General features: G+C 56.9%; 26 protein-coding genes. 8 read left to right on the top strand and 18 right to left on the bottom strand.

Going from position 1 to position 26036, the window contains the following annotated elements; all coding sequences use genetic code 11:
* Positions 1-170 precede the first annotated feature (170 nt).
* The 4 genes from FJV47_RS04305 (at position 171) to FJV47_RS04320 (ending at position 3664) form a co-directional block, all read left to right on the top strand.
* Complete coding sequence (locus tag FJV47_RS04305; RefSeq protein ID WP_159610378.1) at positions 171-1094, top strand: ACP S-malonyltransferase; 924 nt, start codon at positions 171-173, stop codon at positions 1092-1094.
* 210 nt (positions 1095-1304) lie between these two features.
* Positions 1305-1550: an acyl carrier protein gene (locus FJV47_RS04310; RefSeq protein WP_131088094.1), complete on the top strand. Its 246-nt coding sequence runs from the start codon at positions 1305-1307 to the stop codon at positions 1548-1550.
* Positions 1551-1657: 107 nt separating this feature from the next.
* Positions 1658-2905: a beta-ketoacyl-ACP synthase II gene (gene fabF / locus FJV47_RS04315; protein WP_159610380.1), complete on the top strand. Its 1248-nt coding sequence runs from the start codon at positions 1658-1660 to the stop codon at positions 2903-2905.
* 183 nt (positions 2906-3088) lie between these two features.
* Entirely contained in the window at positions 3089-3664 is a 576-nt protein-coding gene (locus FJV47_RS04320) for a dihydrofolate reductase family protein (protein ID WP_159610382.1), read from the top strand.
* 8 nt (positions 3665-3672) lie between these two features.
* Here FJV47_RS04320 and FJV47_RS04325 read toward each other — a convergent pair whose 3' ends face one another.
* The 17 genes from FJV47_RS04325 to rpsP all read right to left on the bottom strand — a co-directional run bounded on the left by FJV47_RS04325 (position 3673) and on the right by rpsP (position 18205).
* A complete protein-coding gene (locus tag FJV47_RS04325) occupies positions 3673-4059 on the bottom strand; it encodes a VOC family protein (RefSeq protein WP_159610384.1) in 387 nt (128 codons plus the stop codon).
* A 295-nt stretch (positions 4060-4354) separates the two neighbouring features.
* Complete coding sequence (locus FJV47_RS04330; RefSeq protein WP_159610386.1) at positions 4355-4858, bottom strand: DUF3145 domain-containing protein; 504 nt, start codon at positions 4856-4858, stop codon at positions 4355-4357.
* Between the two features lie 142 nt (positions 4859-5000).
* Positions 5001-6014, bottom strand: coding sequence for a tyrosine recombinase XerC (locus FJV47_RS04335; RefSeq protein ID WP_159610388.1), 1014 nt, complete (start codon positions 6012-6014; stop codon positions 5001-5003).
* Positions 6015-6070: 56 nt separating this feature from the next.
* On the bottom strand, positions 6071-7315 hold the full coding sequence (dprA, locus tag FJV47_RS04340) for a DNA-processing protein DprA (RefSeq protein WP_159610390.1): 1245 nt from the start codon (positions 7313-7315) through the stop codon (positions 6071-6073).
* A 10-nt stretch (positions 7316-7325) separates the two neighbouring features.
* A complete protein-coding gene (locus FJV47_RS04345; protein ID WP_159610392.1) occupies positions 7326-8891 on the bottom strand; it encodes a YifB family Mg chelatase-like AAA ATPase in 1566 nt (521 codons plus the stop codon).
* Positions 8888-9250, bottom strand: a complete 363-nt coding sequence (locus FJV47_RS04350; RefSeq protein WP_159610395.1) for a YraN family protein — start codon at positions 9248-9250, stop codon at positions 8888-8890. The genes FJV47_RS04345 and FJV47_RS04350 overlap by 4 nt, the downstream gene beginning before the upstream one ends.
* A gap of 112 nt (positions 9251-9362) precedes the next feature.
* On the bottom strand, positions 9363-9683 hold the full coding sequence (locus FJV47_RS04355; protein ID WP_159610397.1) for a DUF2469 domain-containing protein: 321 nt from the start codon (positions 9681-9683) through the stop codon (positions 9363-9365).
* On the bottom strand, positions 9683-10420 hold the full coding sequence (locus FJV47_RS04360; protein ID WP_159610399.1) for a ribonuclease HII: 738 nt from the start codon (positions 10418-10420) through the stop codon (positions 9683-9685). The genes FJV47_RS04355 and FJV47_RS04360 overlap by 1 nt, the downstream gene beginning before the upstream one ends.
* A 1-nt stretch (position 10421) precedes the next feature.
* Entirely contained in the window at positions 10422-11126 is a 705-nt protein-coding gene (lepB, locus tag FJV47_RS04365) for a signal peptidase I (RefSeq protein ID WP_235026338.1), read from the bottom strand.
* A gap of 167 nt (positions 11127-11293) precedes the next feature.
* The gene (locus FJV47_RS04370; RefSeq protein WP_159610403.1) at positions 11294-11881 is read right to left on the bottom strand and encodes a hypothetical protein; all 588 of its coding nucleotides are present in this window, start codon (positions 11879-11881) and stop codon (positions 11294-11296) included.
* Between the two features lie 171 nt (positions 11882-12052).
* Positions 12053-14287, bottom strand: coding sequence for a S1 family peptidase (locus FJV47_RS16415; protein WP_200831942.1), 2235 nt, complete (start codon positions 14285-14287; stop codon positions 12053-12055).
* A 433-nt stretch (positions 14288-14720) separates the two neighbouring features.
* A complete protein-coding gene (lepB, locus tag FJV47_RS04380; RefSeq protein ID WP_159610405.1) occupies positions 14721-15368 on the bottom strand; it encodes a signal peptidase I in 648 nt (215 codons plus the stop codon).
* A 13-nt stretch (positions 15369-15381) separates the two neighbouring features.
* Entirely contained in the window at positions 15382-15741 is a 360-nt protein-coding gene (gene rplS, locus FJV47_RS04385) for a 50S ribosomal protein L19 (protein WP_159610407.1), read from the bottom strand.
* Positions 15742-16003: 262 nt separating this feature from the next.
* Entirely contained in the window at positions 16004-16861 is an 858-nt protein-coding gene (trmD, locus tag FJV47_RS04390) for a tRNA (guanosine(37)-N1)-methyltransferase TrmD (protein WP_159610409.1), read from the bottom strand.
* 4 nt (positions 16862-16865) lie between these two features.
* Positions 16866-17399, bottom strand: coding sequence for a ribosome maturation factor RimM (gene rimM / locus FJV47_RS04395; protein WP_159610411.1), 534 nt, complete (start codon positions 17397-17399; stop codon positions 16866-16868).
* 150 nt (positions 17400-17549) lie between these two features.
* Entirely contained in the window at positions 17550-17792 is a 243-nt protein-coding gene (locus FJV47_RS04400; protein WP_022876627.1) for an RNA-binding protein, read from the bottom strand.
* Between the two features lie 2 nt (positions 17793-17794).
* Complete coding sequence (rpsP, locus tag FJV47_RS04405; RefSeq protein ID WP_159610413.1) at positions 17795-18205, bottom strand: 30S ribosomal protein S16; 411 nt, start codon at positions 18203-18205, stop codon at positions 17795-17797.
* A 552-nt stretch (positions 18206-18757) separates the two neighbouring features.
* Here rpsP and efeU point away from each other — a divergent pair.
* The 3 genes from efeU to efeB are packed head-to-tail and all read left to right on the top strand — an operon-like array spanning position 18758 to position 22094.
* Positions 18758-19579, top strand: a complete 822-nt coding sequence (efeU, locus tag FJV47_RS04410; protein ID WP_159610415.1) for an iron uptake transporter permease EfeU — start codon at positions 18758-18760, stop codon at positions 19577-19579.
* 57 nt (positions 19580-19636) lie between these two features.
* Positions 19637-20788: an iron uptake system protein EfeO gene (gene efeO / locus FJV47_RS04415; RefSeq protein ID WP_159610417.1), complete on the top strand. Its 1152-nt coding sequence runs from the start codon at positions 19637-19639 to the stop codon at positions 20786-20788.
* 7 nt (positions 20789-20795) lie between these two features.
* Positions 20796-22094 (top strand): iron uptake transporter deferrochelatase/peroxidase subunit, encoded by a 1299-nt coding sequence (efeB, locus tag FJV47_RS04420; protein ID WP_159610419.1) that lies wholly within the window; start codon positions 20796-20798, stop codon positions 22092-22094.
* Between the two features lie 75 nt (positions 22095-22169).
* On the opposite strand, the gene FJV47_RS04425 is transcribed toward efeB, so the two are convergent.
* A complete protein-coding gene (locus tag FJV47_RS04425; protein ID WP_159610421.1) occupies positions 22170-23957 on the bottom strand; it encodes an HNH endonuclease signature motif containing protein in 1788 nt (595 codons plus the stop codon).
* A 240-nt stretch (positions 23958-24197) separates the two neighbouring features.
* On the opposite strand from FJV47_RS04425, the gene FJV47_RS04430 reads away from it, so the two are divergent.
* On the top strand, positions 24198-26018 hold the full coding sequence (locus FJV47_RS04430; RefSeq protein ID WP_159610422.1) for a glycosyltransferase: 1821 nt from the start codon (positions 24198-24200) through the stop codon (positions 26016-26018).
* Positions 26019-26036 lie beyond the last annotated feature (18 nt).

A 26036-nucleotide genomic window follows, 5' to 3' on the forward strand; every position in this document is an offset into this window, starting at 1 on the left:
CCCAAAGAACCCACGAGACGCAGGACACTCGGTTCTACGCCTATGGCGCATTACATGGGAACTTTTACGGACCATAAGATAAGCTTTTGTAGAGATCCTACAAACAGTCACCATGAGCTTGGTACGCAATTGAAGCGCCAAAAGCTCCTAAAATTTGGAAAGCTGTAAGAGTGTTAGCAATTGTTTGCCCTGGACAGGGCTCCCAGACCCCAGGTTTCCTCGCCGAATGGCTCGAAGTTGAAGGTGTTGCCGATCATTTGGCAGCCCTGAGCCAGATTACCGAGCGCGACCTCACCGCCCATGGCACCGTCTCTGACGAAGAAACCATCAAGGACACCGCCGTCGCTCAGCCGCTGATCGTCGCCGCTGGCCTTGTCACCGCACGGGCGCTGTTCGGAAACAACCTTCCAGAAGGCGTAATTCTTGCCGGTCACTCAGTTGGCGAAATCACCGCTTCAGCCCTCGCAGGTGCGCTGGATGAAGCCGACGCAATGAACTTCGTCAAGGTCCGCGCCAACGCTATGGCTGAAGCTGCCGCTGCTACCCCGACCGGAATGGCCGCGGTCCTCGGCGGAGATCCTGATGAGGTTCTGACTGCCCTTGAATCCCACGGGCTCACCCCAGCCAATGCCAACGGTGGTGGACAGATTGTTGCTGCAGGCACCCTTGAGCAGTTGGCCGCTCTGGGCGAAAACCCTCCTGCCAAGGCTCGCGTTATTCCATTGAAGGTCGCTGGCGCATTCCACACCGCACATATGCAACCAGCGGTGGGTACTCTCTCCGAGCTGGCTGCGACCATCTCCCCCAAAGATCCAGCAACCACCCTGCTCTCCAACTTTGATGGGCAGCCGGTAACTAACGGTAACGCCAACCTCGATTCCCTAGTCGCCCAGGTTTCCCGCCCGGTCCGTTGGGATCTGTGCATGAAATCGTTGGCCGAAGCAGGCGTGAGTGGTGTGTTGGAGCTGGCTCCGGCAGGTACCTTGGTGGGCCTGGCGCGCCGCGGCCTGAAGGGTGTCAAAACCCTCGCCGTCAAGTCCCCTGCCGATCTAGAAGCTGCCCAGGCGTTCATCGCCGAGCACACCAGCAACTAGCGGATCGAACTCAAAGATTTGCGCGCCTTACCCGCCATGATGCGACCGGCAAGCTCATCTCTGACCTAAGCTTTAAAGCGACGAAACTGCACAGCATCTTGATGCACCGCAGTTTTTGCAAACCGGTTCGTGAACTCTCCCGTCATTTGGGAGCTGATCGGCCACTACGAACACCGGAGTCCTCCGGTAACTGAAGAAAAGGAGCCATCCATGGCTAGCAACGAAGAAATCCTGGCGGGCCTCGCCGAAATCGTCAACTCTGAGACCGGCCTGGACGAAGCAGACGTGCAGCTGGACAAGTCCTTCACCGAGGACCTGGACATCGACTCGATCTCGATGATGACCATCGTGGTAGAGGCAGAAGAGAAGTTCGACGTTAAGATTCCGGACGAAGAAGTAAAGAACCTGAAGACCGTAGGCGACGCAGTAAGCTTCATCGCCGGCGCACAGGCCTAAGCCTTCGGCGTTTATCGCCACTACCGTTGCATGGGTACGCCGTGCACATCGGCCGGTACGTGAAGCCGGCCCCCTAAATTTCAATTCGCACAGTAGAGAGTTTGATGATGGCGCGCAAAGTAGTGATCACCGGTCTCGGAGCCACCACCCCAATCGGCGGGGACGTCCCCACCCTCTGGGAGAACGCTTTGAAGGGCGTCTCCGGCGCCGCAACCTTGGAAGATGACTGGGTAAAGGAATACGACCTGCCGGTCACCTTCGCTGCGCGTGCTTCCGTTCAGCCAGCCGAGGTGCTTTCGCGCCCGGAAACTAAGCGTATGGACCCCTCAACCCAGTTCGCTGTCATCGCCTCGCGTGAAGCCTGGGCCGACTCGGGCCTAAACAAAGAGGAGATCGATCACAACAAGCTGGCCGTGGCCTTTGCTACCGGCATCGGCGGTGTGTGGACTCTGCTCAACGCTTGGGACACCCTGCGCGAAAAGGGCCCACGTCGAGTGCTGCCAATGACCGTGCCAATGTTGATGCCTAACGGCCCAGCCGCCGCAGTTTCGCTGGATCTGGGTGCCGCTGGTGGGGCTCACACCCCTGTTTCGGCGTGTGCTTCGGGCACCGAAGCCATGCACGTTGGTCTGGAACTGATCCGTTCGGGCAAGGCCGATGTCGTGATGGTTGGTGGCGCAGAGGCGGCCATTCACCCGATGCCGATGGCTGCTTTCGCTTCCATGCACGCACTCTCGCGTCGTAATGATGACCCTGCTAAGGCCTCGCGTCCGTACGACACCGACCGCGACGGCTTTGTTATGGGTGAAGGAGCTGGTGCACTGGTGCTCGAATCCGAAGAGCACGCACTGGCACGTGGCGCTCGTATCTACGCCGAGCTGGCCGGTTCCTCCGTGACTTCCGACGCGCACCACATCACCGCACCGGATCCAGATGGCTCCGGCGCAACCCGCGCGCTGAAGGCAGCAATGTACGACGGCCGCATTCAGCCCGAGGACGTCGTGCACGTAAACGCGCACGCCACCTCCACGCCTGTGGGCGATGCACCGGAGTACACTGCGTTGAAGAATGCCTTGGGCGACCAGCTCGATAACGTCTGGGTTTCGGCAACGAAGTCACAGATGGGTCACCTGCTTGGCGCATCCGGCGCAGTCGAGTCCGTCCTGTGCGCGCTGGCCGTGTACCACCGCACCACTCCGGTGACGATCAACCTGGACAACCAAGATCCAGCGATCCCACTGAAGGTTGTTACCGGCGAGCCTCAGGCACTTCCAGCTGAAGGCAGCATCGTTGCGTTGAATAACTCCTTCGGTTTCGGCGGCCACAACGCGGTTGTCGCAATCCGTAGCGTCTAGTCATTTTCAGCTGCTCGCAGCTGAAAGTAATGGGCTGGTCCCAGGAATTTGTTTCCTAGGACCAGCCCATTTCTGGTTTAAGCGCCTGGTCGCATTTCCAGTAGAGTCGGGTGCTAGTCTTTGCATGAAGCCATATTTTCGTTCTCGCTCGGGCCACCGATCGCCCACCTAGGAGCTTTCACCATGCGCCAGCTTATTGCGACCTCGTTCATATCCCTTGATGGCGTTGTTGAAGCGCCCGGCGGAGAACCGGGGTATCACAATGCCGGTTGGACCATGAACAGTGTTGAGTTCGACCCTTCAGCCTACGAGCTCAAAGGCACTGAACAATCTGAGGCCAGCGCCATGCTCCTTGGTCGCGTGAGCTACCAAGCGTTTGCCCCGGTGTGGCCAACTATGGACGAACAATTTCCCATGTACAACGCCATGCCAAAATATGTGCTCTCCTCCACCCTGACCAAAAGTGACCTGGTAGATAATTGGGGGGAGACCACCATTTTGCGATCCATCGCCGACGTGGCACGGTTGCGGGCCGGCGAGGGTGGCGCGATCAGCATCCACGGCTCTGCCACCTTAGTGCGTTCGCTCCAGGAACATCAGTTGATCGACCGGTACAACCTTTTGGTCTTCCCGGTTTTGCTCGGCTCAGGTAAAAGGCTGTTCACCCAAGAGACCTTGGACGCTCAGAAACTTACGCTCATTGACTCTCAGGTCTATTCAAACGGCATTCAGAAAAACGTCTTCGACGTCATTCGATAGCTCAGGAATTACCCGCTGAACGGTAGGTAGGGCTTGGTCAATAGTTCGAGATAGTGTCCCGAAGGATCCAATAGATACACACCCCGTCCCCCATGCTCATGGTTGATCATCCCCGGCTGCTTTCTCTGTGGGTCGGCCCAGTGCTCGAGGCCGGCGTCACAGATTTTTCGGTAGGCCCGATCAAAATGATCCTCGCTGAGTAAAAATGCGTAGTGTTGTGGCGGAAATTCGATGGGTGGCGTCGCAAATTGCAACATCACTCCACCGTCAAGACTGATGTTACTAAACGGGCCCCACCCCGGCTCAGAATGAGCTTCAAGCAGATCCAGATAGAACTCGGCCATCTGAACCGTGTTGGTTGAGGCAATAATTGTGTGGTTAAACTGTGCGGTCATTTCTCCCCTTAAGGTCTTAAGTGTCCAACATTTCGAGCGTTGGGCCACGGGGAGGCGCGCGAATCAGGTAACGACCAGATGGCCGTTCCGGGAATGGCTGCTTGCAGCCTGACTGGTCTTCATCGCCACCAAGCCTAGCATCATCTGTCCTCTAGCCAAGTGTCATGAACACCAGCGGGTTTAAACCGACTTCGGGACCCCGATGGGATCCCGAAGCCTTGGGTAACAACCGGCGCACCACCGCCGATTCACTGGATGCAGTCGAAAACTCACCCAGAGACTTAATAACCAGTAGTTATACCACCTGGTTGAGCCATCGAACTGGGGCCTCGTCCCCAGCATGGCGGAAGGGTTCAAGTTCTTCATCCCAGGCTTCGCCGAGAGCGACGGACATCTCCTGGTAGAAGATTGATGGGTTGCCATCGCCTTTTTCATAGGCCCAGCGGATTCGTTCTTCGCTGACCACGATGTTGCCCACTACATCTACCGTTGCGTGAAAAATTCCGAGATCAGGAGTGACCGACCAACGGCTTCCGTCCGCGCCTGGGCTGGGATCCTCGGTGATTTCAAAACGTAGGTGCTGCCAACCGTGCATCTCGCTGGTGAGCAGCGCGCCGGTGCCTTGGGGTCCAACCCACTCAATTTCGGCGCGACAAAATCCGGGTGCCACTTGCTGTTCGGTCCAGTCCATCTTGACCGGCGTTCCTAGCACGGACCCAATTGCCCATTCCAGATGTGGGCATAGCGCTGCAGGGGCGGAATGTACAAATATCACGCCTCTGGTCATCGGTGCAGACATGCCATCCTCCGTTACGGTGTTGATCGTCTTCCCCTACGTCAACATCGATCCGGTGTCATCGCCTTCCGATAGTTCTATTTTGCCCGATGAAGGGCACTTTTCGCCACCCGAGAAGCAAACTTTCCAGAAAACTACCAATTAGTCAGGCGCGCGGATGGGCCTGGCGATAACTCTGACGCAACCGGTCCACCGAAACGTGGGTGTAGAGCTGAGTGGTGGCCAAGGATGCATGACCAAGAAATTCTTGCACCGCTCTGAGATCCGCGCCACCATCCAAAAGGTGCGTGGCCACGGTATGACGAAGTGCGTGCGGACCGCTGGCCGAGGTGTCCCCCAAGGATTTTAGCGCCGTGGCAATGACGCCTCGAGCTTGCCTGACATTCAGCCGCCCGCCGCGTACCCCAACGAGCAAGGCATCCTGAGCCTGATCGGATGCTAGAACACGCCTATGAGAGCGAATCCAATCTACGATGACCCTTTCAGCAGGTTTACCAAAAGGAACCATCCGCTCCTTGTTGCCTTTACCCAATACCTTCAGTGTCCGTCGTTCAAAATCAATGTCGGCAATATCCAGCGCCACGAGCTCACTAATGCGCAGCCCAGAAGCGTAGAGCAACTCCGCAATAACTTTGTCGCGGGCACCTACGGCCAAGGCTGTGACATCATTCTTTTCGGGTTCTGCCTGATCCGTAGCAGTTGTAGAAGCCGAATCGACCTGTGATGGGTGCTGGTTCAATTCCGGCGACAAAAGCCGATCGATCTGGCTTGGCTGAAGCACATGAGGCAGGCGACGTTCCTTTTTGGGTGCAGCCAACCGCAACGCAGGGTCCGTTTCCACCAATTTATGTTTCAGCGCCCAAGCGAAAAAGTTCTTCACAGCAGAGATTCGACGCGCCATGGTGGTACGTGAAATCTGAGAATCGTGAAGGTAGGCGAGCCAGTCCCGCAGCATGTCCACCGAGATCTGCTTTAACGTTGGATCCCCGCCGTGGTCTTTGAGGTACTGCCCCAAATTGCGCAGGTCAACGTCGTAGGCCCGCAACGTGTTCTCGCTACGGCCACGTTCGAGCTGCAGGAATTGAAGATAGTCAGCAACAGGTTCGGCGAATTTTGCCGAAAAGCCGGTTGGTCCATCGGTGGCTGGATCTTGCTTCATCACCACCGAGCTTACCGGAATTCGACCAGATCCAGGCTCAGCAAGCCAGTACCGCGCTAGCTACCCTGATGCACCAGTTTCCACGTCATGCCGTCGGTACTGGCCATTCCCAGAGCTTCGAGCCGGCCCACTGCCTGCAAGGTTTGGATCACCGGAACGCCACTACGCGCCGAGATTTCATCGATGACGATGCCCCGAGCAAAGGACATGCAGTCATAAACCATGCCTTCATTCCGGCCCAACCGATCTGTCGGTCGTTCCATACCGGATTGCTCCACATCTGGCTGTGGCGTTTGTTCGGCCCCAACTAGTTGCAAAGCTTCCTGCGGGCTAGTGAGCAGGGCGGCGCTGCCTTCAGCTATCAGGCGATGACAGCCAGCCGAGTTAGGGGCGAATACGCTGCCCGGAACCGCTGCTACTTCGCGGTTCAATTCCACCGCGTGGCTGACCGTATTCAACGCCCCGGACCGATGCCTGGCCTCCGTGACGATGACCAGTCGGCTCAACGCAGCGATAATACGGTTGCGGTTCAGGAATCTGAAACGTGCCGAGGTGGTCCCCGGGGGTACCTCGGAGAGCAAGACACCGCGGAGGATCACTTGGTTGAGAAGGTTGCTGTTTCCCGAAGGGTAGAGCCGATCGATCCCACCGGCCATTACCGCAATGGTCGGCGGGTTGGACTGGTTCCATTCGGCGACGCTCAACGCGGCGCGATGAGCGCTTGCATCAATTCCATAGGCACCACCCGAAACAATGGTGTACCCACGCAATGCCAATGTGCGGGAAAGGTCAAAGGTCACTTGGTCGCCATACTCACTTGCATCGCGTGACCCGACGATGGCCACGTTGCGCGTCAGGTCTTGGCCGGAAAGTAGTTGCGGGTTTTTCGCCCTCCACCATAGGCACATCGGTCGCCCAAGATTTAGCTCATTGAGCTGCTCAGGCCAGCCAGGGTCGGTATTCAGCAGCAATCCCCCACCATTTCGACTCGCCGTGTCCAAAGCCGCTTGTGGGTTAGCTAAGGGCAGGCGCTTACGCCAACGGGTCAATGCAACTTTGAGGTCTTGAGCCATATTTGATGAGGGCTTAAACCCGAGAATGTCATCAACCTGGCCTTTCAGTCCCTGTGGCACGTGGTCTTGGCATTTCACCAAATCCAGCAGTTCAACCGGGCTCATCAATTCCAACAGCGCGTTAGAAGTAAAGTCATTGGGCTCGATGAGCTGATTGAGGTGCGCCATGACCAACCGCTCTTGAGAGACATTGGTGAGCGCTGTGCGAGTCATCTGGTTGCGTAACATCAAGAAGGTCCTAACTGTTTTCTAGGCTTTGGCGCAGATGCGCGGCAATCGCTAAATCGTCATCGGTGGGTGCGGCATGATTTTGCTGATCCGCAACGGTCCACGCCACACGTAAAAGCCGATGGATTCCGCGAGCCGAGAGCCCCCGCCGCGTCGCCAGCTCTTCTAAGGCCCGCTGAGTTTTGGTCGGATATTTCAGTTCTTGACGCAATACTTGGGTGGGGATCTGCGCGTTACAGCTCACGCCGAAACGTTCAAGACGACCCTGGCTGCGTTCTCGGGTGGCCAGCACTCGTTCTCGTACCCTCGCGCTGGACTCGTTTGGGGTGTTGTGCAGTAGTTGGGATTGCGACACTGGATTAACCCGTACTTGTAGATCTACTCGGTCAAGGATCGGGCCCGAGAGCCGGGCAAAATAGCGACGACGGGCCATCGGGGTACAGGTACAGCTGGTCCCAGTGCCATAGTTACGGCCGCATGGACACGGATTGGAGGCCAACACCAACTGAAAGCGAGCGGGTAAACGTTGATGGCCTTTAGCTCTGGCCAAGTTGATAAAACCTTCTTCGATGGGTTGTCGCAAGGCGTCAAGTACACCGGAATTAAACTGGGCCGCTTCGTCGAGAAAGAGGATTCCTTGATGGGCGCGGGTGATGGCACCTGGAACCAGCTGGGAGGTGCCACCGCCGATCAGCGCCGAGAGTGAAGCGGTGTGGTGCGGGGCAATAAACGGTGGGGTGCGTTGCAGGGCTGTCATCTCTTTCAACGCACCCTGGGTGATTGAGTTCACGGCGGTCGCTTCTAGCGCCTGTTGGTCATCTAGTGGCGGCATGATGGTGGGCAGACATTTGGCGAGCATCGTTTTTCCGGCGCCAGCTGGACCAACCATGATCAGGTGGTGCCCTCCGGCCGCAGCAAGTTCTAACGCGAGTCTGGCCTCGTTTTGCCCATTGACCAGTTCCAAGTCCGCGTCGTCAGCTTGGGCGCCAGAAACAGCACTGCGGTTTTGTTCTGTCACCAAGCTCGGAGCCAGGCGTGGATGGTGTAAATAGGTGCTCAACACTTCTCGCGGTGCACCACAATATTCGAGCACCTGGCCTAGGTGTTGTGCCGAAATCACCTGGATGCCGGGGACGAGACGAGCTTCTTGGGCATTTGCCTCGGCGACAATGACACGTTCAAGGCCTCGGTCTTTAGCGAGTTGGACCGCGGGTAGGACCCCTGGTACCGGGCGCAGGGTTCCATCCAAGCCAAGTTCGGCCAAGTACAACGTGGTGGGGCTGGTGACTATTTGTTGATCTGCGGCCAATGCGGCGGTGAGGATCGCAAGGTCAAAGCCCGAACCATATTTGGGCAACGTGGCCGGGGTCAGATTCACCGTGAGCTTGCGGTTAGCCAGTGGAATTCCGGTGTTACGGGCGGCCGCTTTGATGCGTTCGCGCGCTTCATTCAGGCAGGCATCGGGAAGACCCAAGATGATGAACCCGGGGATTCCGTTCCCCAGGTCGGCTTCCACTTCAATCAACGAGAGATTAACTCCGTGGATGGCCACAGCGCTGGTGCGGGCGGTACTCATGCCTGCACCGAGGTGTGCAGTTGGAAACGGAATTGATCGCCCACCGGGTACACCTCAACGATGTCGATACGCGGCTGGGCGATGAAAATCCGGTGCGCTTGGGCCCAGAGGATCAGCAATTTGTACAGGCGACGATACTTTTGCGCGTTGATCGCATCAAATCCGGTACCGAAACGCTGCGAGGACCTGGTCTTGACCTCAATAGCCACAATCTGCCCGTTGCTGGCCCTAGCCACCGCGTCGAGCTCGCCGGCCGAACAGCGCCAGTTGCGGTCAAGAATCTGGTACTGGTTAGCGCTGAGGTACTGTGCGGCGGCGGTTTCTCCGGCCGCACCTAATCGCTGTGCAGCAGTGCGCATGATCGCTCCTTGATGTTCGAACTCTTGGTTCAAACATCTTGCAGGCGATCGGGTACGGATCTGGGAACACGGGAGCGAACTGTGGATTACTCACAGCAGCGGCACAGCGTGATTAGGAGTCGATGCCCTCTTTGGGGATCTCAATCTCGTCACGGTTCAGCTCTTCGACGTTGACGTCCTTGAAGGTGAGCACCTTAACCGCCTTCACAAAGCGGCCCTGCCGGTAAATATCCCACACCCATGCGTCGGTAAGGGTCAATTCGAAGTACACCTCGCCGGCATTGCTCAGGGTTTTCACGTCCACCTGATTGGCCAGATAGAAGCGTCGCTCGGTTTCAACCACATAATTAAAGAGCCCCACCACGGTTTTGTACTCGCGGTACAGCTGTAGTTCCATATCGGACTCGTAATTTTCCAGGTCGTCGCCAGCCATCACTTTGCTTTCTTTGTTGTGGCTTCACCTTGGGCCGTATTGGCCTGCGAAGTCAAGTTCCAACTCTTACGATGGTAGTCGCAGGGTCCTTGGTGCTCGATCGCCGCACGATGGGCAGCGGTGGCATAACCCTTGTTGATCTCCCAGCCGAAGCTTGGATGTTCACCGGCCAACTCGACCATAATCTGATCACGCTCGACCTTGGCCAGGATGGAAGCCGCGGCGATTGCTTGGCAGATCATGTCGCCCTTGATGATGGTCTTCACCGGTACATGCAATCCCACCGACTCTCGATCGTCGGCTAAAAGGTCAAAGAGGTCAGCCTCTGGTGCGGTGAGCCAGTCATAGCTGCCATCGAGCAGGATCGCTTCTGGCGCCACCGCGCTGGCCGCTGCCGCGCGGGTGCCAGCTAGTCGCAGCGCAGCGGTGACACCAAGTTCATCGATTTCCTGCGCCGAAGCGTGCCCCACACCGTAGCCCACGACCCATTCGTGCACCTGTGGCACCAATTGAACTCTGACTTCTGGGCGGAGCAGTTTGGAGTCACGAAGCTGAGGGAATTCGGTCACCGTGTGAATGTCGATCACGCTCATCCCTACGGTGATCGGCCCGGCTAGCGCACCGCGCCCCACCTCGTCGACCGCGCCGATGAAACGTGCCCCGTGATGTGCGGCTAAGGCGCGTTCATGTTCGAGCGTGGTGGGCTGATTTTTCGCCTGAGTTTTGGCTGCTGGCACGCTATTTGGCCGTCGGTGCGGGAACGTTGGCGAAGACTTCTTCGTGCGAATCCACGGTGCCCCAACGCGAGACAGGCCAGGAGATAATCGACGCGCGCCCGGCGACCGAATCCATGTCGACAAAACCACCCTGGATGTCCGTGTGGAAGCGCGAGTCAGCACTGGCAGCACGATGATCGCCCATCACCCAAATTTTTCCTTCAGGCACCGTGACGGAGAATTCCATATCAGAGGGCTTATTGCCACTGTAAATGTAGGGCTCGTCAATCGCTTCCCCATTGACTTTCAACTTGCCGACGGCAGCGTCGTATTCAACAGTGTCCCCCGGCATGCCGATGAGGCGTTTGACGAGGTACTGTTCGTCAGCAGCAGGCAGGATACCAACGAAGGAAAGAACATTTTGGAAGGCGGAAGGTGCTTGTTCAAGCGGTGGCAGCCATCCCAAGTCATCGCGGAAGACCACCACGTCGCCACGCTCAAGCTCAAAGGGGCCGGGGACCATCAGATTGGCGAAGATCCTGTCGTTGACCTCCAAAGTATGTTCCATGGAGCCCGACGGAATGTAATAGGCGCGGAAGAAGAAGGTCTTGATCACAAACGAGAGCAGCAGTGCGATCACTACGATGATGACGATTTCGCGGGCGAAGCGCCATAACTTGTATACCGGTCCCGGTTCGCGGGGATTTTCAGCTGGTGCGGCGCTCACAGTTTGATTGGTACCTTCCATTTTCGCGTAACATCCACCATCTTACGTGCCCCAATAGGTCCGTCTAGTCATTGGACCGTCACGGCCAGTTGCCTTATTCACGCTTGAACGGCCAGCCCCCGTGGGAGACTGGCCGTTAATGCGCCATTAGGCGGATTCTCTGCGCATTATTGTGTGGCTGCCGGCGACAAGATTCCGCTACTGCCCTTATAGTCGATCGGGATATCGCCGATGGGTTTATCCGCAGCGATCAACTCTTTAACTTTGTCTAGCTGTCCTTTGTCGACGGACAGCGTGATGCCACCGGTTTCGGGGTTGAGCATGTAGGCATGGATCGCACTGTTGATTGGGTTTTGTTGTTGTCCCTGCCAGCGCATGATTTTATTGATCGCTTCGCGCAGTTCTTCACGACTGAAGTCGACCACGTGACTGACCGCGCCGGCCTGTTCGATGGTGTTCTTCTGCGCTTCATCAGTGGTTGAGACGTGTAGCTTTCCGTCCTCAATCCAACCCTGGACATAGGCATCGCCCAATTCTTCGGAGAGCTTATCGTTGGTCTCCAGCAGTGCATTTTGGTCCACAGTTTTCTCGCTTGCGCTCTGGGAAGGTTGAGAAGATGCGCTGGATTCAGCACTGGAGGATTCCTTGGTGCCCGGATCCGCTTCCTGGCCGCAACCGGAAAGGAGTAGGCTCGCCATCAGCGCCGTCGACGCCAGTGCCAGCGGCGTACGGGAAGTCCTTGTGTTGAAGTTCATTTTTCTACCTCAGTATCTTCGCGTCACCGCGACCCGTCTAGGTTCAGGTTAACGCGCTTTTCGTAAAGCATTCGGTGAATCACATGTACATCAACTAAAAATGTCCCGCTACCAATGATGAAGTAGCGGGACATTTTTAGCGGTTACGAGAACCTGCTAGTGGTTCATTCTCTAGCCGTGGCGACGATTGCCGCGACGTAGCAGGAGGAACATCGCGCCGGCCAGGGCCAGTGCGCCACCTGCAGCGATCAACGGAGCGCTGCTCGATCCGGTGTCAGCCAGTGGATCCTCGTTCTTAGGAGTTTCCTTTGGCGTTGCGGACTTGGTTGGCTCTTCCGAGTTGTCATCCTGTGGTGCTTCGGAGGACTCTTCGGTTTCGGTTGGAGTTGGGTCCTCGGACTTCTCGCTCTCGGAAGGTTCTTCCGAAGGGGTTGCCGACTCGCTAGGCTCCTCAGTAGGCTCAGTTGGCTGAGTCGGTTCCGTAGGCTCAGTTGGCTGAGTCGGCTCGGTAGGCTCAGTCGGCTCGGTAGGCTCAGTTGGCTGAGTCGGCTCAGTTGGCTCGGTAGGCTCAGTTGGCTGAGTCGGCTCGGTAGGCTCAGTTGGCTCAGTCGGCTCGGTAGGCTCAGTTGGCTCGGTAGGCTCAGTTGGCGTAGGAGTAGGCGCTGGAGCCACGACGACTACGTTACCCTCAGTTGCTGCTGACTTGTCGAAGCCCTTATGTGCCTGCAAAGTGAAGGAGTAAGTCCCTTCCTTATCTGGCGCACTGAACTTGAAGTTACCCTTGGCATCAACAGTTACGGTATCCACGACCTTGCCATCAACGATGACATCAACCTTGGTTCCGCTAGCAACGTCCTTGACGTTACCGGAAACTGAATCTCCTGGTTCAACCTCGGCGCCATTTTCGGTAGTTAGAGTTGGTGCGTTGATGAACAACTTCACTGCATATCCGGCAATGTATCCCTTATCGAAGACATCGCTCAGCGAAGTGAACATGGCGATATCATCGGAAGTATTTTCGACACCATCATCGCCTGCAGAGTTAGCAGAATTGATACCTACTGCGTTGCTACCAATGAGGGCCGATCCGCCGGAGTCACCCTGATCGAGCACAGACTGTCCTGCGTTATCACTAGCGAAACCTTGCACGGGGCGAACGGTTCCATTAGCGCCACCAACGAAGAAGACACCTTCACCGAAAATCGTGGCGCAGCTCCAACCCGTGGTACGTCCCGAAGAGCAAACTTCAGAACCAACAACTGCCTTGGAAGTTCCAGTCACGTTGAATACCTCGTCGCGAGGCTCTTTGCCATTGGCCCACTTAGAAACTGCTGGGTGCAGGTTCAAAGCTGGATTGATATCGTCGATGACAGAAATATCAGTACCTGGCTTGATAGCGTTGAACTCTTCGTCAGTCATTGAGTTCAGCTCTTCTGGAGTGAATCCTGCGTTGTTTGGACCACCAAACTGGCTAAACCCAAAGGTTCCCAGTTTCAATCCCAAGGTTGGGGACTGGCCTGGAGTCGATTGCTCGGCTAGTCCGAGAATCTTAGTGGTTCCATCACTGGTGCAGTGCCCGGCAGAAATAACTGCGTCACCGCCGTCGGCATTCCATGCGTTAAAACCAAGCGAGCAGACCGTGGATTTCTGGCTAGGTTGCCCCGATGGGTCCATTGCATAGCCCAACGCACCATAGACGTCTTCAGCAGCAGAAGTCTTGGCTGTACCCGAGCTGACTTCGCCCTCAACGTGGGTGGCTTCACCGACGAATTGTTCGATGGTGAGTTTGTCAGAAGATGAACCAGCAGACTTGGACTTCAGCTCGGCTTTTGATTCCTTCTTATCGAAGTCCTTCGCGTAGATCTTCAAACCGTCGTTGGTTCGAAGGATCGCGGTGATGCGCTTAATTTCGGATGGTTCGATATTAGCCAGCAGTTCGGTGTAGACCTTGTCTACCGTCTTCACCGAAGAATCAACTTCGGTAAGTACGATAGGTGCCGGAGCAGCAGAGGCCTTGATAACTTCCTTGGCTTTGCTGGCATCTTTCTTCTCGACGGTAATCTCGGCCTTGCCATCCTTGACGGATGCGGTGGCTTCGACGCCCTTCGACTTCAGCTCGTCACGGACCTTCGATGCGGCCTCGTTGGACTTGCCTTCTTCGACGAATTCCTCGACAGTCTTTCCGAGGTCGCGCTCGACGGCCTTATCCAAGCCTTCGGTGTCGACCGCGGTGTTCGTGGCTGATGGTGAGGCCGATGCGCTGAGATTTGGCGAAGAGGACGGCGAAGCTGAGCTGCTCGCCTCTGGCGCTGCGACGGCCGGCATGAAGCTACTGCCAACTACCAAAGCGGTAGCGGCTGCAGCAACAAGGCCTCGTTGCGCAGTCTTCTTATTTGGATTTGGCATTAATGCTTCTCCCACATTTTTGGTGCGAGTGCTAGCGCGGCCCCTACCTCAGGGCACACCTCTAAGCACAGGTGTTGTTACCAAAATGAAACAATAGCGGCACTTGCGCGCGGTTTTCAACCCGGAATCCACCAAAAATATAAATCTTGAATCGGAAAACACCTAGTCAGATGGTGTGGCTTAAATTCGACTACGTCACATCTCGCATCGTTACTCAATTAGTTTAAGATTGGAGTACTCTTTCTAGCGCCTAGTCAGCTGAATGTGACCTGTACGGTAGGGTAAAAAACGCATACCAAACACACAGGTTCGGGTGTGCGAGCAAAAGATTTCCGAAAAATACATGCAAAATGAAAAAAGTGGCGCTAGATGACGAGTTTTCTCGTCACCTAGCGCCACTTGGCTGGTTCTACTGCCCTTGCATCATTCGCGCTCAGTGGATCGCCGATCGCTGGTCTAGTGGCCAGATAATGTTGGTAGCTTTTCCGGTGACGCGCTCAATACTGATCATGCCGCCACCGCTGGCGCCAAGTAAGGAGCGAGAGTCTTTAGAGGTGGATCGATGATCGCCCATCACCCATAGTCTCCCTTCAGGAACCTGCACCGAGAAGGCCTGTTCGCTGGGTGCGTCGCCGTCAAAGAGGTAGGGCTCATCAACGGGTTGGCCGTTGACCGTGACATGGCATGGGGTGCCTTTGCATTCAACAGTGTCTCCACCCACGCCGATGACACGCTTAACGTATTTGCTGCCGGTGTCGGTCAAGCTCAGTGCGCCGAGCAGATCGTCGGCGAAACTCGCTTTGGCATAGGGCAGGAACGAGCCGCGACCGTCGAAGACTATGACATCCCCGCGTTGCGGATCGGAGTGCTTGTAGGCGCGGCGGTCGACGGCGATGCTTTGACCCGGATTGATCGTAGGCTGCATCGAATTGGAGTCGATATGGAACAGGTCGATCACGTTCGCACGGAAAATAATAGTGGCTAGCAGGCCAAGGATGATGGCGAGTACGGCGAAGCGCCAGACCCAAGAAAGGGCCCGGCGCTTCAAAGTTGCTCGCTGAACGCGTGCAGTCTGGTTCATCAAGGAACGCAGATTACTTCTTAGTGTTGAAGTCACGCTTCTCGCGGATGCGAGCAGCCTTACCGTGACGATCACGCATGTAGTACAGCTTGGCACGGCGTACGTCGCCCTTGGACACAACCTCAATCTTGTCGATGATTGGGGAGTGTACTGGGAAGGTACGCTCAACACCGGTACCGAAGGAAACCTTGCGGACGGTGAAGGTTTCGCGAACACCTTCGCCCTGGCGGCCAAGAACGTAGCCCTGGAATACCTGAACACGCGAGTTCTTACCTTCGATGATGTTGACGTGCACCTTCAGGGTGTCGCCAGGACCGAAAGCAGGAACGTCTGAACGCAACGAAGCTGAATCAACAGAGTCAAGAATATGCATGGTGCATCTCCTAGGATCAATGCCGCAGGTCACCGAATCCTCGTAGCGGGGTTCTTCGCCGGCCAAAGGCCAAAGCGAACTCCCCGGAACGTTTACCACCGATTGGCTCTAGCAATCGATGCGGTGGTTCTTTTTAATCCGGTCTTCCCCCTGCGGCAGGAGCCAGACAAAAACACACCAAGAAACAATTATGCCGTATCTAACTAGCTCACGCGAGTCTGCCGGAATTGTTCGGGTCGTGATGTTGGCCTCTTAGCTCGATTCAGCTGGCCGATTCCGGGTCAACTGCGGTGGCAGTTTGCGCCTCGGTTCCCGCGCCGGTGGCCCAGTCAAGCTGTGCCTTCGGGGTGATGACCCCGTCGACCACTGCAAAACCGTTGTGCCACAGCGCGTCGCGGTCCTTGCGATTCAGCGATTGCACGTCGAGCTGCTCTATCAAATCCGGGCGTCGGGCGGCGGTCCGCTTAATCTGCTCGTCGCGGCGGAAACGTCCCGCGCGTTGATGGTTGCCACCGAGCAACACCTCGGGCACGTCGCGGCCGCGCCAGGAGGCGGGCTTGGTGTAGACCGGGTATTCGAGCAGTACGTCGGAATGAGATTCCTCAACCAATGATTCTGGGTTGCCGATCACCCCGGGGATCAGGCGGGCGATGGCTTCCACCATGACCATCACCGCTACTTCTCCCCCATTAAGCACATAGTCGCCGATGGAGACCGGGATGACGTTGAAGTTCTCGTGCGCGTAGTCCATCACGCGTTCATCGATACCTTCATACCGACCGCAGGCGAAGACCAGGTGCTCTTCTTCGGCCAGGTCGTAGGCCATTTGTTGATTAAAAACTGTGCCAGCTGGTGAAGGGACGATCAAAGTTGGCTTGGGGCCGGTGGCGTTGGCAGGACGTACCGAGTCGAGGGCTTGCCCCCACGGCTCGGGCATCATGACCATACCGGCTCCCCCGCCGTACGGGGTGTCGTCGACCTTGCGGTGCTTGTCTTCGGTGAAGTCGCGCAGGTTGGTCAGATTTAGATCCAAGATACCGTCTTGAGCGGCGCGGCCGATCAGCGAGAGCGAGAGTGGCTGCAGGTACTCAGGGAAGATCGAGATGACATCTAGACGCATGGGTTTAGCGCTCTTCCTGCTCGTCGTCGGCGGTGTTCAAGGTGAGCAAGCCTGCAGGTGGGGTGATACGAACGATGCCAGCTTCAGGATCGATTTCGGGAACGAATTCATCAACGAAGGGCAGGTAGATTTCCTCACCTTCGTTGTCCTCAAAAACCAGCAGATCCTGGGCAGGGTTGGTGCGAAGACCGGTGATGATACCGACCTGCTGACCATCGAGCATGACCTTCAGATCCAGCAACTCGTGCTCGTACCACTCGTCGGAATCGTCTTCCGGCGCGTCAGACACGTCGATTTCCAGACGCGCGCCACGCAGGGTTTCGGCCTGGTTGCGGTCGGCGATCTCTTTGAAGGAGAGCAGCAGAATGGTCTTGTTCCAGCGGGCGTTCTTCACCGTGAGGGTTTTGACCGGGCCGTCAACCACGATAATTTCAGTGCCGGGAGTGAAGCGCTCTTCGGGATTATCGGTCTGGACCTGAACGGTGACTTCGCCACGGATGCCGTGGGGCTTGCCGATGCGGGCAACCTGCAATCGCATAGTCTGCTGCTCTTTCTGCTGTTCCGGGGTGGGCCGGCGTGATATCGCTTGGTGGGGCTTATTGGGGGTGAAACACGAAAGGAGTTTCCGTCGCAAGTAGGACGGAAACTCCTTTCGAAATGATGCCAACTAAAGGTCAGCTGCAGTGGCTTAGCCGCGGCGACGGTCGGTGTCGATTACATCAACACGAACCGACTCTTTGGCCAGCGCTGCCATGACGGTGCGCAGTGCTCGTGCGGTGCGACCCTGACGTCCGATCACACGACCGAGATCTTCAGGGTTGACCCGAACTTCGAGCAAATCGCCGCGGCGGGTGGACTTCAAGGCGACCTTGACGTCTTCCGGTTCCTCGACGATGCCGCGAACCATATGGTCGAGCGCGTCAACGAGCACTGTTACTCAGCCTCGGTAGCTTCGGCCTCTGCCTCTTCAGCAGCTGGCTTTTCAGCCTTCTTGGTGATTGCCTCTGGCAGGATCACAGAACCCTTGTCAGGAGCAACGAACTCTGGCTTAGGCTCGGCAACCTTGTAGGTGCCTTCCTGGCCATCGATGCCCTTGAACTTCTGCCAGTCACCGGTGATCTTCAGCAGTGCGTGTACCTGCTCGGTTGGCTGAGCGCCAACGGACAGCCAGTACTGTGCACGATCCGAATCGATCTCGATAACCGATGGGTTCTCGGTTGGGTGGTACTTACCGATCTCCTCGATGGCACGGCCATCGCGCTTAGCGCGGGAGTCCATGACAACAACGCGGTAGAAAGGTGCGCGCATCTTACCGAAGCGCTTCAGACGAATTTTAACGGCCACTGTAGTGGTCACTCCTGTTTCTCAACATGGTCGAGCTCAATGTTTAGCACCTGTGGGGCAGGCCTTACTGATCAAACTCTAAAAGGGACAGGACTTGACGCGGAGAGAGGGGCCGAATCAAATCGAGTACCCTGCAATTATGCCAGAGAGCGGGCACGCTGGCCAACTCTAATTTGCACGCGCGTCGCATTGGAGTCATGAGGTTCATCACGCCGCTGGCGCGATCCACTGCAGCATCTTTCTGGTCCAGAACTGATACGGCGCGAAGAGCGTACCTACACCGTAGCCGATTTGTGTGAGTGACCGAAAAATAGCTCATGGAGCTCTTTACTATTGCTCGATTGTTCTTGTCGCGCTGCGGATTCTGGCCTGAAATAGTGGAGAAAACTAAATAAGTCCCATAACCACTTGAGTGTTTTTAGCCGACGTGTGTTTAGGCTAACCTTATTTTTCGTTGACCGTGTGAATCATCTGGCATCTGAGATTGGCCGGCTTCAGAACCCGCGATCGGCATCCGTCTCGCGGAACGCGGATCTGTGAAAGTCGAACCCCATGATCGGAAATTATCTGATTGGCCTGCGCGAAGGTCTTGAAGCAGTGCTCATCGTCGTACTGCTCATCGCGTACCTCACCAAGAGCGGTCGCCGTCATCTACTGCCACGGATTTGGGTTGGCATCCTGTGCGCGGTGCTGGTCTCGCTCGGGTTTGGGGCGCTGTTGACCTTCGGGCCCAAGGGGTTGACCTTTGAAGCTCAGGAGATGATCGGCGGTAGCCTATCGATTTTCGCCGTGGGGTTAGTGACCTGGATGATTTTCTGGATGGCCTCAGCTTCCAAAACGCTTAATAGTGACCTGAAATCCCAGGTAGATCGCGTGGCTGAAGGATCTATGGTGGGACTAGTTCTGGTCGGAGCGCTATCGGTTGGCCGCGAAGGACTGGAGACGGCGCTGTTCCTCTGGGCGGCGGCTCGGGCCACCGGGGAAACCTGGCAACCGCTGCTTGGAGCATTCTTGGGCATCATCACCGCCGTGGTCCTGGGAATTTTACTGAACCGCGGAGTGCTGAAAATCAGCCTCTCTAAATTCTTCTCGGTGACCGGTGTAATTTTAGTGATCGTTGCCGGCGGTGTGCTGGCTTATGGCGTTCACGATTTACAAGAGGCAGGAATTCTGCCAGGGCTGCATCACCTGGCATTCGATGTTTCGCATGTGGTGGCTCCAGGTTCGGTGCTCGGCACGATACTCAAGGGCGTCTTCAATTTCTCCCCCGCAACCACCTGGCTCGAAGCTGTGGTTTGGGTAGCTTACGTGGTGCCGGTGATGTTCCTTTATTTGCGCAAGGCATTTGCTCGTCCCGAGATGGCGCGCTCCTAAATTATTCTTCTCCCTTTGACCTCAAACTCTTTTACTCCAGACAGGAACAGGTTTGTCATGAACAAGATTTTTGCCTCCTCCACCATTCTCACTCTCGGCGCGCTGGCACTGAGCGGATGCACGGACAATAACGCGGCGGCTACCTCCGATGGGTCGATTTCGGTGGTCAGTACCGCTGAGGCATGCAAGGTGTCCAGCAATTCAGCTGACGGTGGGACCCTGAAGTTTAACGTGAAAAACGAAGGCTCCGCGGTCACCGAGTTCTACCTGCTGGCAGAAGACGGGCAGCGGATCGTCGGCGAAGTGGAAAACATCGGCCCGGGCGTGAGCCGCGACTTGGTGGTGATGGCACCGGCGGGCAAGTACTTCACCGCCTGCAAGCCAGGCATGGTCGGCGACGGCATACGCGCTGATTTCGCCATCAACGAGGGCGGCGACGGGACAGAAGTCTCAGCAGACCGCGCGTCCCTACAGAAAACGGCAACCGATCAGTACGCGGCCTATGTCAAGGACCAGACTGAGCAGCTGGTGCGGGGAACCGAGAAATTTGCTGACGCGTTTGCGGCTGGAGATGAGCAGCTGGCCAAGAGCCTGTACGCGCCCACTCGCATGCACTGGGAGCGGATTGAACCAGTGGCTGAGTCCTTTGGAGACTTGGACCCGATTTTGGATGCCCGCGAAGCCGACCTAGAAAAGGGTGATGAGTTCACCGGGTGGCACCGCGCAGAAAAAGACCTCTGGGCGGCCACTGGCAAAGACAAAATGAGCAAGGCCGAACGCACCAAGATCGCCGAGGGCATGGTGAAGAACACCAAGGAACTCTACGATCGGACGCAGAAATTGCAGTTCACTACCGATCAATTGGCAAACGGCGCCAAGTCGCTGCTCGACGAAGTCGCCACGGGTAAGGTGACCGGTGAGGAGGAGACGTTCTCGCACACGGACCTGTGGGATTTCCAGGCCAACGTTGAGGGCGCGAAGATCGCCTATCAGGACCTGCAGCCGCTGTTGGCCGAGAGCGATAGCGCCCTGGATGAGCAATTGAAGAAGAAGTTTGCTGCGTTGCAGAAGCAACTTGATGCTTATCGTATGGGTGATGGTTTTGTGTACTACCAGGAGTTGAGTGATGCTCAGGTCAAGGAGCTTGCTTCAGGCGTGGACGCGTTGAGCGAACCGTTATCCAAGCTGACCGCTGCGGTAGTGAAGTAAACGTCCCATGGTAGATGAACGAAATGATCAGACGGGTGCTGAGGCTGGCGCTGGAGCCAAGATCAACCGTCGATTCCTCCTGTCATCAATGGGAATCGGCGGAGCCGGAATCGCCTTGGGAGCCTTGGGCCACAAGGCTTACGCCCAGACCAATCAGGTAGCAGCGCTCGAAGATCAGGTGGGGTTTTATGGTGAGCACCAATCTGGCATCGTCACCGAGGCCCAGGACAGGATGCACACCGCAGCCTTTGACGTGCAAGCTGAAACGCGTGCGGAGCTGATCGAACTTCTCAAAGTGTGGACCAGTGCCATAGCGCAGATGATGCAAGGTGCGCCCGTGGGACAAACCGGTGCGCTAGATGGTTCTTACGACGCTCCGCCTGAAGATACCGGTGAGGCGATCGGGCTCTCGGCATCGCGGCTGAGCGTGACCGTCGGCTTTGGTCGCACGCTCTTTAGTAAGGACGGGAAGTCGCGTTTCGGGTTGGAAGGAAAGCTGCCTGCGGCGTTGATCGAGTTACCGCATTTCCGTGGGGACATGATTGAGGAGCAACGCAGCAACGGCGATCTGATTGTTCAGGCCTGCGCCGATGATCCGCAAGTGGCGGTGCATGCCATCCGCAATCTGGCCCGATTGGCGTTTGGCACCGCGAACGTGCGGTGGTCGCAGATTGGCTTTGGGCGCACCTCCAAAACCAGCACGGTGCAAAGTACCCCACGCAACCTGTTCGGCTTTAAGGACGGGACGAATAACATCCTCGCCGAAGAAGCCGAGGACCTGGATAAACATGTGTGGGTGGGCACCGGTGGCACCGATCAGCCTTGGCTGGTGGGCGGAAGTTACATGGTGACCCGCCGGATTCGCATGCACATTGAAACTTGGGATCGTTCTACCTTGGGCGAACAAGAGAATCTGGTGGGTCGCCTCAAGGGTACCGGGGCTCCGCTATCCGGCGGCGATGAGTTTACGACGCCAGATTTTGCGATGGCCGGCAGTGCCGGACCGATTATCCCCAAAGACTCGCATATGGCGGTGGTGCATCCCAGCACTCACGGAGGTGCGCGCATGCTGCGTCGCGGATTTAACTACACGGACGGATCGGACGGATTGGGACGACTAGACGCCGGGCTGTTTTTCATCGCGTTCATGAACGATGTGCGCACCCACTTTGTCCCGATCCAGCAAGCCATGAGCGCGAATGACGCAATGACCGAATACCTGCGCAATACCAGTTCTGGGTTGTTTGCGATCCCGCCGGGTGTTCGCGAGGGTGAATATTTGGGCCAGGGGTTGTTCGAGGGGTAAGTTTCTCGCGGCTTCCTCCGCAGGTGGCGTTACGGTGCCAAACGTGACTATGAGGCTTCGCGTGGCTACTGGTGGTTACGAGGCAACGAGGTTCAGACGGTTTCGTTGCGGAGTTTGCTGCGGGTCAAGATGTTTGGGCAGCACGATGTGGGCCAGCGAGTTCACTATGACAAGTTTGAGCAGTCCGGCGTGAACGGCGTGGTGATGGGCGCGGCACAGACAACTGCCGTTGTGAACGCTCGTGCCACCACCGTTTTCCCACCAGTCGTTGTGGTGGTACTCGAGCATTTCCACCGGTGCAGTACAGCCCGGGACGATGCAACCTCGATCGCGAGCAAAAATGGCGCGCTTCATCGCCTCGGTGAAGAACCGTTGTGATCGTCCGACGTCCAACGGTTGTGAGTTGGGGCCGAAGATCACCCTGAAAATTTCGCCTTGGCAGACCAGCTGGCTGGTGTCGGCCGGGCCTAGTTTCAGTCCGTGTTCTGTGATGGAGGTGAGTCGGTCCGGGTTTTTCAGGTCCGTCAGGGACTCGAGGTTGATGTGGATGACAACCTTGGGAGTGACCGTCTTGTTTGTGTTGCCCGCAGCGGTATTCTTCAGGGCCGCGATCAGTGCGTTCAACCGGCGTTGAGGCACCGAAACGTGAGCGTCGCCGGGAATACCCAAATGGGGATTAACAACCTTGTGGGCTTGTTCTTCATCGTCGAACAATGGTTGGTCCGAGTCGTGAGAAGCCTCTTGGTGCGACTGTTTGTGTGGGTCTTGGGCCCAGGGTGGCATCGGTTCGTTGCTGCTGAACAGTTCGTCGGTGTCATGGGGCGAATCTTCTTTTGACGTGTCCGCGGCGGCGTTGTTTTGGGCCGTGTTGGCGTTGTCGGTGTTCTCGGTGCTCCTGGCGTGGTCGGCATGGGGATTGGTGCCCGCGGAAGAGTCAGCGGAAGAATCTGCGGAAGAATCTGCGGAAGAAGCAGTGCGTGCGGACTTGCCGGCATCGGTGCGCGGATTATCACTCTGCGCGGTGTGGGAGCGCAGCTCTTCACGCTGACTGCCACCAACCACCAGCTTATAGATGTCCCGCTCCCCTACCTCGCCTTGCCAGAACAGTCCACAGTCTGGGACTTTGGTGCTCTTGCGGGCTGTGCGCTCGGCGCTCAGAAATTTGTTGACCAGGGTTTCTCGGGTGGCGCGGTCTGGTTCAGCCAGCAGGGTCACCGCGTGATCCTCTAATAGTTGGCCGTCTTCGTGGCGGGCGGTGGGTGCCATCGGTTCGCCTTGAAAACACCTGTCCGTCGGTTCAAAACTATCTAGGGTGCGCACAGCGCGGGCGACCAAGCGAGGATCGAGCTCATCGTCGCGGAGAAACAGGTCAGCAAGTTTGGCCAGACGCGGGGCGATGGTGGTGCCATCCATGGTGCGACGGGCGATCAGAAGATGGGCGTCGGCGACTCGGGTCAGGGCTTCGTGTGGGTTCAATTTCAACCAGTTGGCCGTGAAATCTGCCGTGTTCAGGTAGTGAGCACGGCCGGTGTGCTGTTGGGCGGGCCGGGAGAAGTCGGTGATGCCCGTGCGCAGGGCTCTTAGATCGTCATCGGTTAAAAGGTGGGCGCCGGTAGATTCCAGCTGGATGGCGCAGTGAAGTTGTTCGCGCAGGGTGTAGCGGAACAAGCTTTCGATCAGTTGCGCGTGGGCCGCGGCGATGCGTGGGTCGGTGCTGGCGCGTAGCTGCTGTGAGAGCGAGAGCAGCAAGGTGAGGCAGGCGGCCATGATTTCTAGCAGCACTACGGTAGCCCCACGGGGAAAATTCCCGGCGAGGCTGGCACGTAGTGCGGCCAGGGTGGAGGCCAACTGATGAATGCTCATGGTGTCATCATGCGTGGCACCCACGTGGTTCGAACGCAGGAAAATCCTGACTGTGCATAAGCGGTGCGAAATCGATGGTTGCTGTATGGTCGCTGTTTGGGCGGTGGCAGGTTGCTGACCAGGTGGCCAAAACGCCGGGCGCAGAAGTTGGGCGACGGTAGAGTACAACGTGGATACGCTGGTGGCCTGCGGGGTGCCGGCGTTTGGCAGAAGTTGCAGATCGACCGGAGGAATACCGCAGTGAGTTTGCCCAGCGATGAACTAGATGCCTACATGGTCACGTGGAAGCTTGAACGTGAATTTGGGGGCATGACTACGGTGTGCACACAACGTGCGGGGCTTTTTGCTCAGCGATACGGCCGCTCGTTCATCGTGACCTTCAATAATGACCCGCAGCTGCCAGAAACCGTCGAATATTTGATTCAACGCGGCAAGTTGGATCCGAAGGTGCAGGTGCTGAATCCGTATTTCTATTTGGCGCAGCATGAGATCGCCCCGCAGGACGTGGTGCCAGCGCGCAAGGCCGAGCCAGCAGAGCAGAATTTTGCGCTACAACGCACCGAGTACTACCCCGATGAGCCACACCTAGCGTTGAGCCAACGCAGCACCGCTGGACCCGATCATGCCACTACGCAGACCCGATTTTTGCGCAAGGATGGCAGTACCTTTTTGATCGATACTCGCTTTGCCGACACGGCCGGAAAAAACCGGCGGATCATCGAAGTCCTCGATCGTGACGGGAAAATTGCCGCACGTTTTGCTAGTGCGCCTGCCTTCTACCGGCATTGGTTGAACCAGCTGGTAGATCGTGAGAAAACCTTAGTGGTCGTAGACAGTAAATTCACCGCGGCGAAGCTTGGAAACTGGAAAACTTCGATCGTGCCCAAACTCTATGCCTTCCACAGTGTGCACGTGGCTAAGGGCGAAAGCCTGATCACCGGTAAACTCTCCGAGCCACATGCTCCGGTGATTGAACAACGCCATAATTGGGACGGGTTTGTGTTCCTGACCGAGGCGCAGCGGCACAGCTATAACCGCCGCTTTGGAGATGAGCAAAACACCTTTGTGATCCCCAATCCGATCAAAACCAGCGCCCTGGACGACCTGGCCGGTGGACCAGATGCTCCAGCACGCCAACCAAACCAGCTGATCGCCGCCGGATCGCTGACCACCAATAAGAATGTCGCGGCAGCGATCAAGGTGGTAGCCGAACTGGTTAAGCGCGGATTGAACCCGGTGCTTAATGTTCTCGGAGATGGGTCGCAACGCAAGAACCTTGAAGAATTGACCGACGAACTCGGCGTGGGTGATGCGGTGATCTTCCACGGGTTCTCCGATCAGTTGCCACAACTTTTTGCCAGTAGCACCATCCAGCTTTTTACCTCGAGTAATGAGGGGCAGGCACTGGTGTTGCTCGAAGCTCAAAGCCAGGGATGCATCCCGGTGTCCTTCGACATCAACTTTGGCCCCAGCGACAGCATCGAGAATGGCGTGAATGGTTTTTTGGTCGCCCGCGGCGATATCCAGGCCATGGCCGATCGCACCGAACAGATAATGCGCGACCCGCAGTTGGCAGCACGGCTCAGTGCCAACGCCAAAGATTTTGCCCATCAGTACACTGCGCGAGATGTGCTCTCGCAGTGGGAGGAAACCATGAACATTACAGCCAAGCTCAAGCAGCTAGGTCCCCGTGCGCAATTGCCCGAATTTTCGGCGCAGCTAAAGTCCGTAGAGTTCCTCGATCACGGGGCCTTGTCCATCGAGGTCAATCATGGGGCCCAGGTCCCGCGTGGCGCGAAGTTCGAACTGGTGATTTTGGACCGTCGTGATCAGCGCGAGGTGAAAGTTTATCCGGCCAGTGAGGTTGCTGGACCGCGGGCGCTGTTTGCGATCGATCAGGCTGGGGTTCATGCTGCGCGCGGTGAACAGAACCCCACCGACGTGTTCTTGCGCTTCTCGGTGGCAGGCAGTCTGGGGATGAAGCGTTTGGGCGTGGAGAATTCGCGGGTGCTACCGTACTTCACCAGCCACAATAATCTTTCTTTTAAGCCAGAACAGTAAGGAGTTGAGCTCAAAGCG

The organism is Glutamicibacter sp. JC586 (genome assembly GCF_009805585.1).
Lineage (GTDB): Bacteria > Actinomycetota > Actinomycetes > Actinomycetales > Micrococcaceae > Glutamicibacter.

Excerpts from the sequence above, each read along its gene's own strand:
- rplS (WP_159610407.1), bottom strand. The coding sequence starts at position 15,741 with ATGCATATTCTTGACTCTGTTGATTCAGCTTCGTTGCGTTCAGACGTT.
- FJV47_RS04370 (WP_159610403.1), bottom strand. The coding sequence starts at position 11,881 with ATGAACTTCAACACAAGGACTTCCCGTACGCCGCTGGCACTGGCGTCG.
- fabF (WP_159610380.1), top strand. The coding sequence starts at position 1,658 with ATGGCGCGCAAAGTAGTGATCACCGGTCTCGGAGCCACCACCCCAATC.
- FJV47_RS04330 (WP_159610386.1), bottom strand. The coding sequence starts at position 4,858 with ATGTCTGCACCGATGACCAGAGGCGTGATATTTGTACATTCCGCCCCT.
- dprA (WP_159610390.1), bottom strand. The coding sequence starts at position 7,315 with ATGTTACGCAACCAGATGACTCGCACAGCGCTCACCAATGTCTCTCAA.
- FJV47_RS04350 (WP_159610395.1), bottom strand. The coding sequence starts at position 9,250 with ATGCGCACTGCTGCACAGCGATTAGGTGCGGCCGGAGAAACCGCCGCC.
- efeO (WP_159610417.1), top strand. The coding sequence starts at position 19,637 with ATGAACAAGATTTTTGCCTCCTCCACCATTCTCACTCTCGGCGCGCTG.
- efeU (WP_159610415.1), top strand. The coding sequence starts at position 18,758 with ATGATCGGAAATTATCTGATTGGCCTGCGCGAAGGTCTTGAAGCAGTG.
- trmD (WP_159610409.1), bottom strand. The coding sequence starts at position 16,861 with ATGCGTCTAGATGTCATCTCGATCTTCCCTGAGTACCTGCAGCCACTC.
- FJV47_RS04335 (WP_159610388.1), bottom strand. The coding sequence starts at position 6,014 with ATGAAGCAAGATCCAGCCACCGATGGACCAACCGGCTTTTCGGCAAAA.
- FJV47_RS04325 (WP_159610384.1), bottom strand. The coding sequence starts at position 4,059 with ATGACCGCACAGTTTAACCACACAATTATTGCCTCAACCAACACGGTT.
- FJV47_RS04320 (WP_159610382.1), top strand. The coding sequence starts at position 3,089 with ATGCGCCAGCTTATTGCGACCTCGTTCATATCCCTTGATGGCGTTGTT.
- FJV47_RS04345 (WP_159610392.1), bottom strand. The coding sequence starts at position 8,891 with ATGAGTACCGCCCGCACCAGCGCTGTGGCCATCCACGGAGTTAATCTC.
- efeB (WP_159610419.1), top strand. The coding sequence starts at position 20,796 with ATGGTAGATGAACGAAATGATCAGACGGGTGCTGAGGCTGGCGCTGGA.
- FJV47_RS04310 (WP_131088094.1), top strand. The coding sequence starts at position 1,305 with ATGGCTAGCAACGAAGAAATCCTGGCGGGCCTCGCCGAAATCGTCAAC.
- FJV47_RS04425 (WP_159610421.1), bottom strand. The coding sequence starts at position 23,957 with ATGAGCATTCATCAGTTGGCCTCCACCCTGGCCGCACTACGTGCCAGC.
- FJV47_RS04355 (WP_159610397.1), bottom strand. The coding sequence starts at position 9,683 with ATGGCTGGCGACGACCTGGAAAATTACGAGTCCGATATGGAACTACAG.
- lepB (WP_159610405.1), bottom strand. The coding sequence starts at position 15,368 with ATGAACCAGACTGCACGCGTTCAGCGAGCAACTTTGAAGCGCCGGGCC.
- FJV47_RS16415 (WP_200831942.1), bottom strand. The coding sequence starts at position 14,287 with ATGCCAAATCCAAATAAGAAGACTGCGCAACGAGGCCTTGTTGCTGCA.
- rimM (WP_159610411.1), bottom strand. The coding sequence starts at position 17,399 with ATGCGATTGCAGGTTGCCCGCATCGGCAAGCCCCACGGCATCCGTGGC.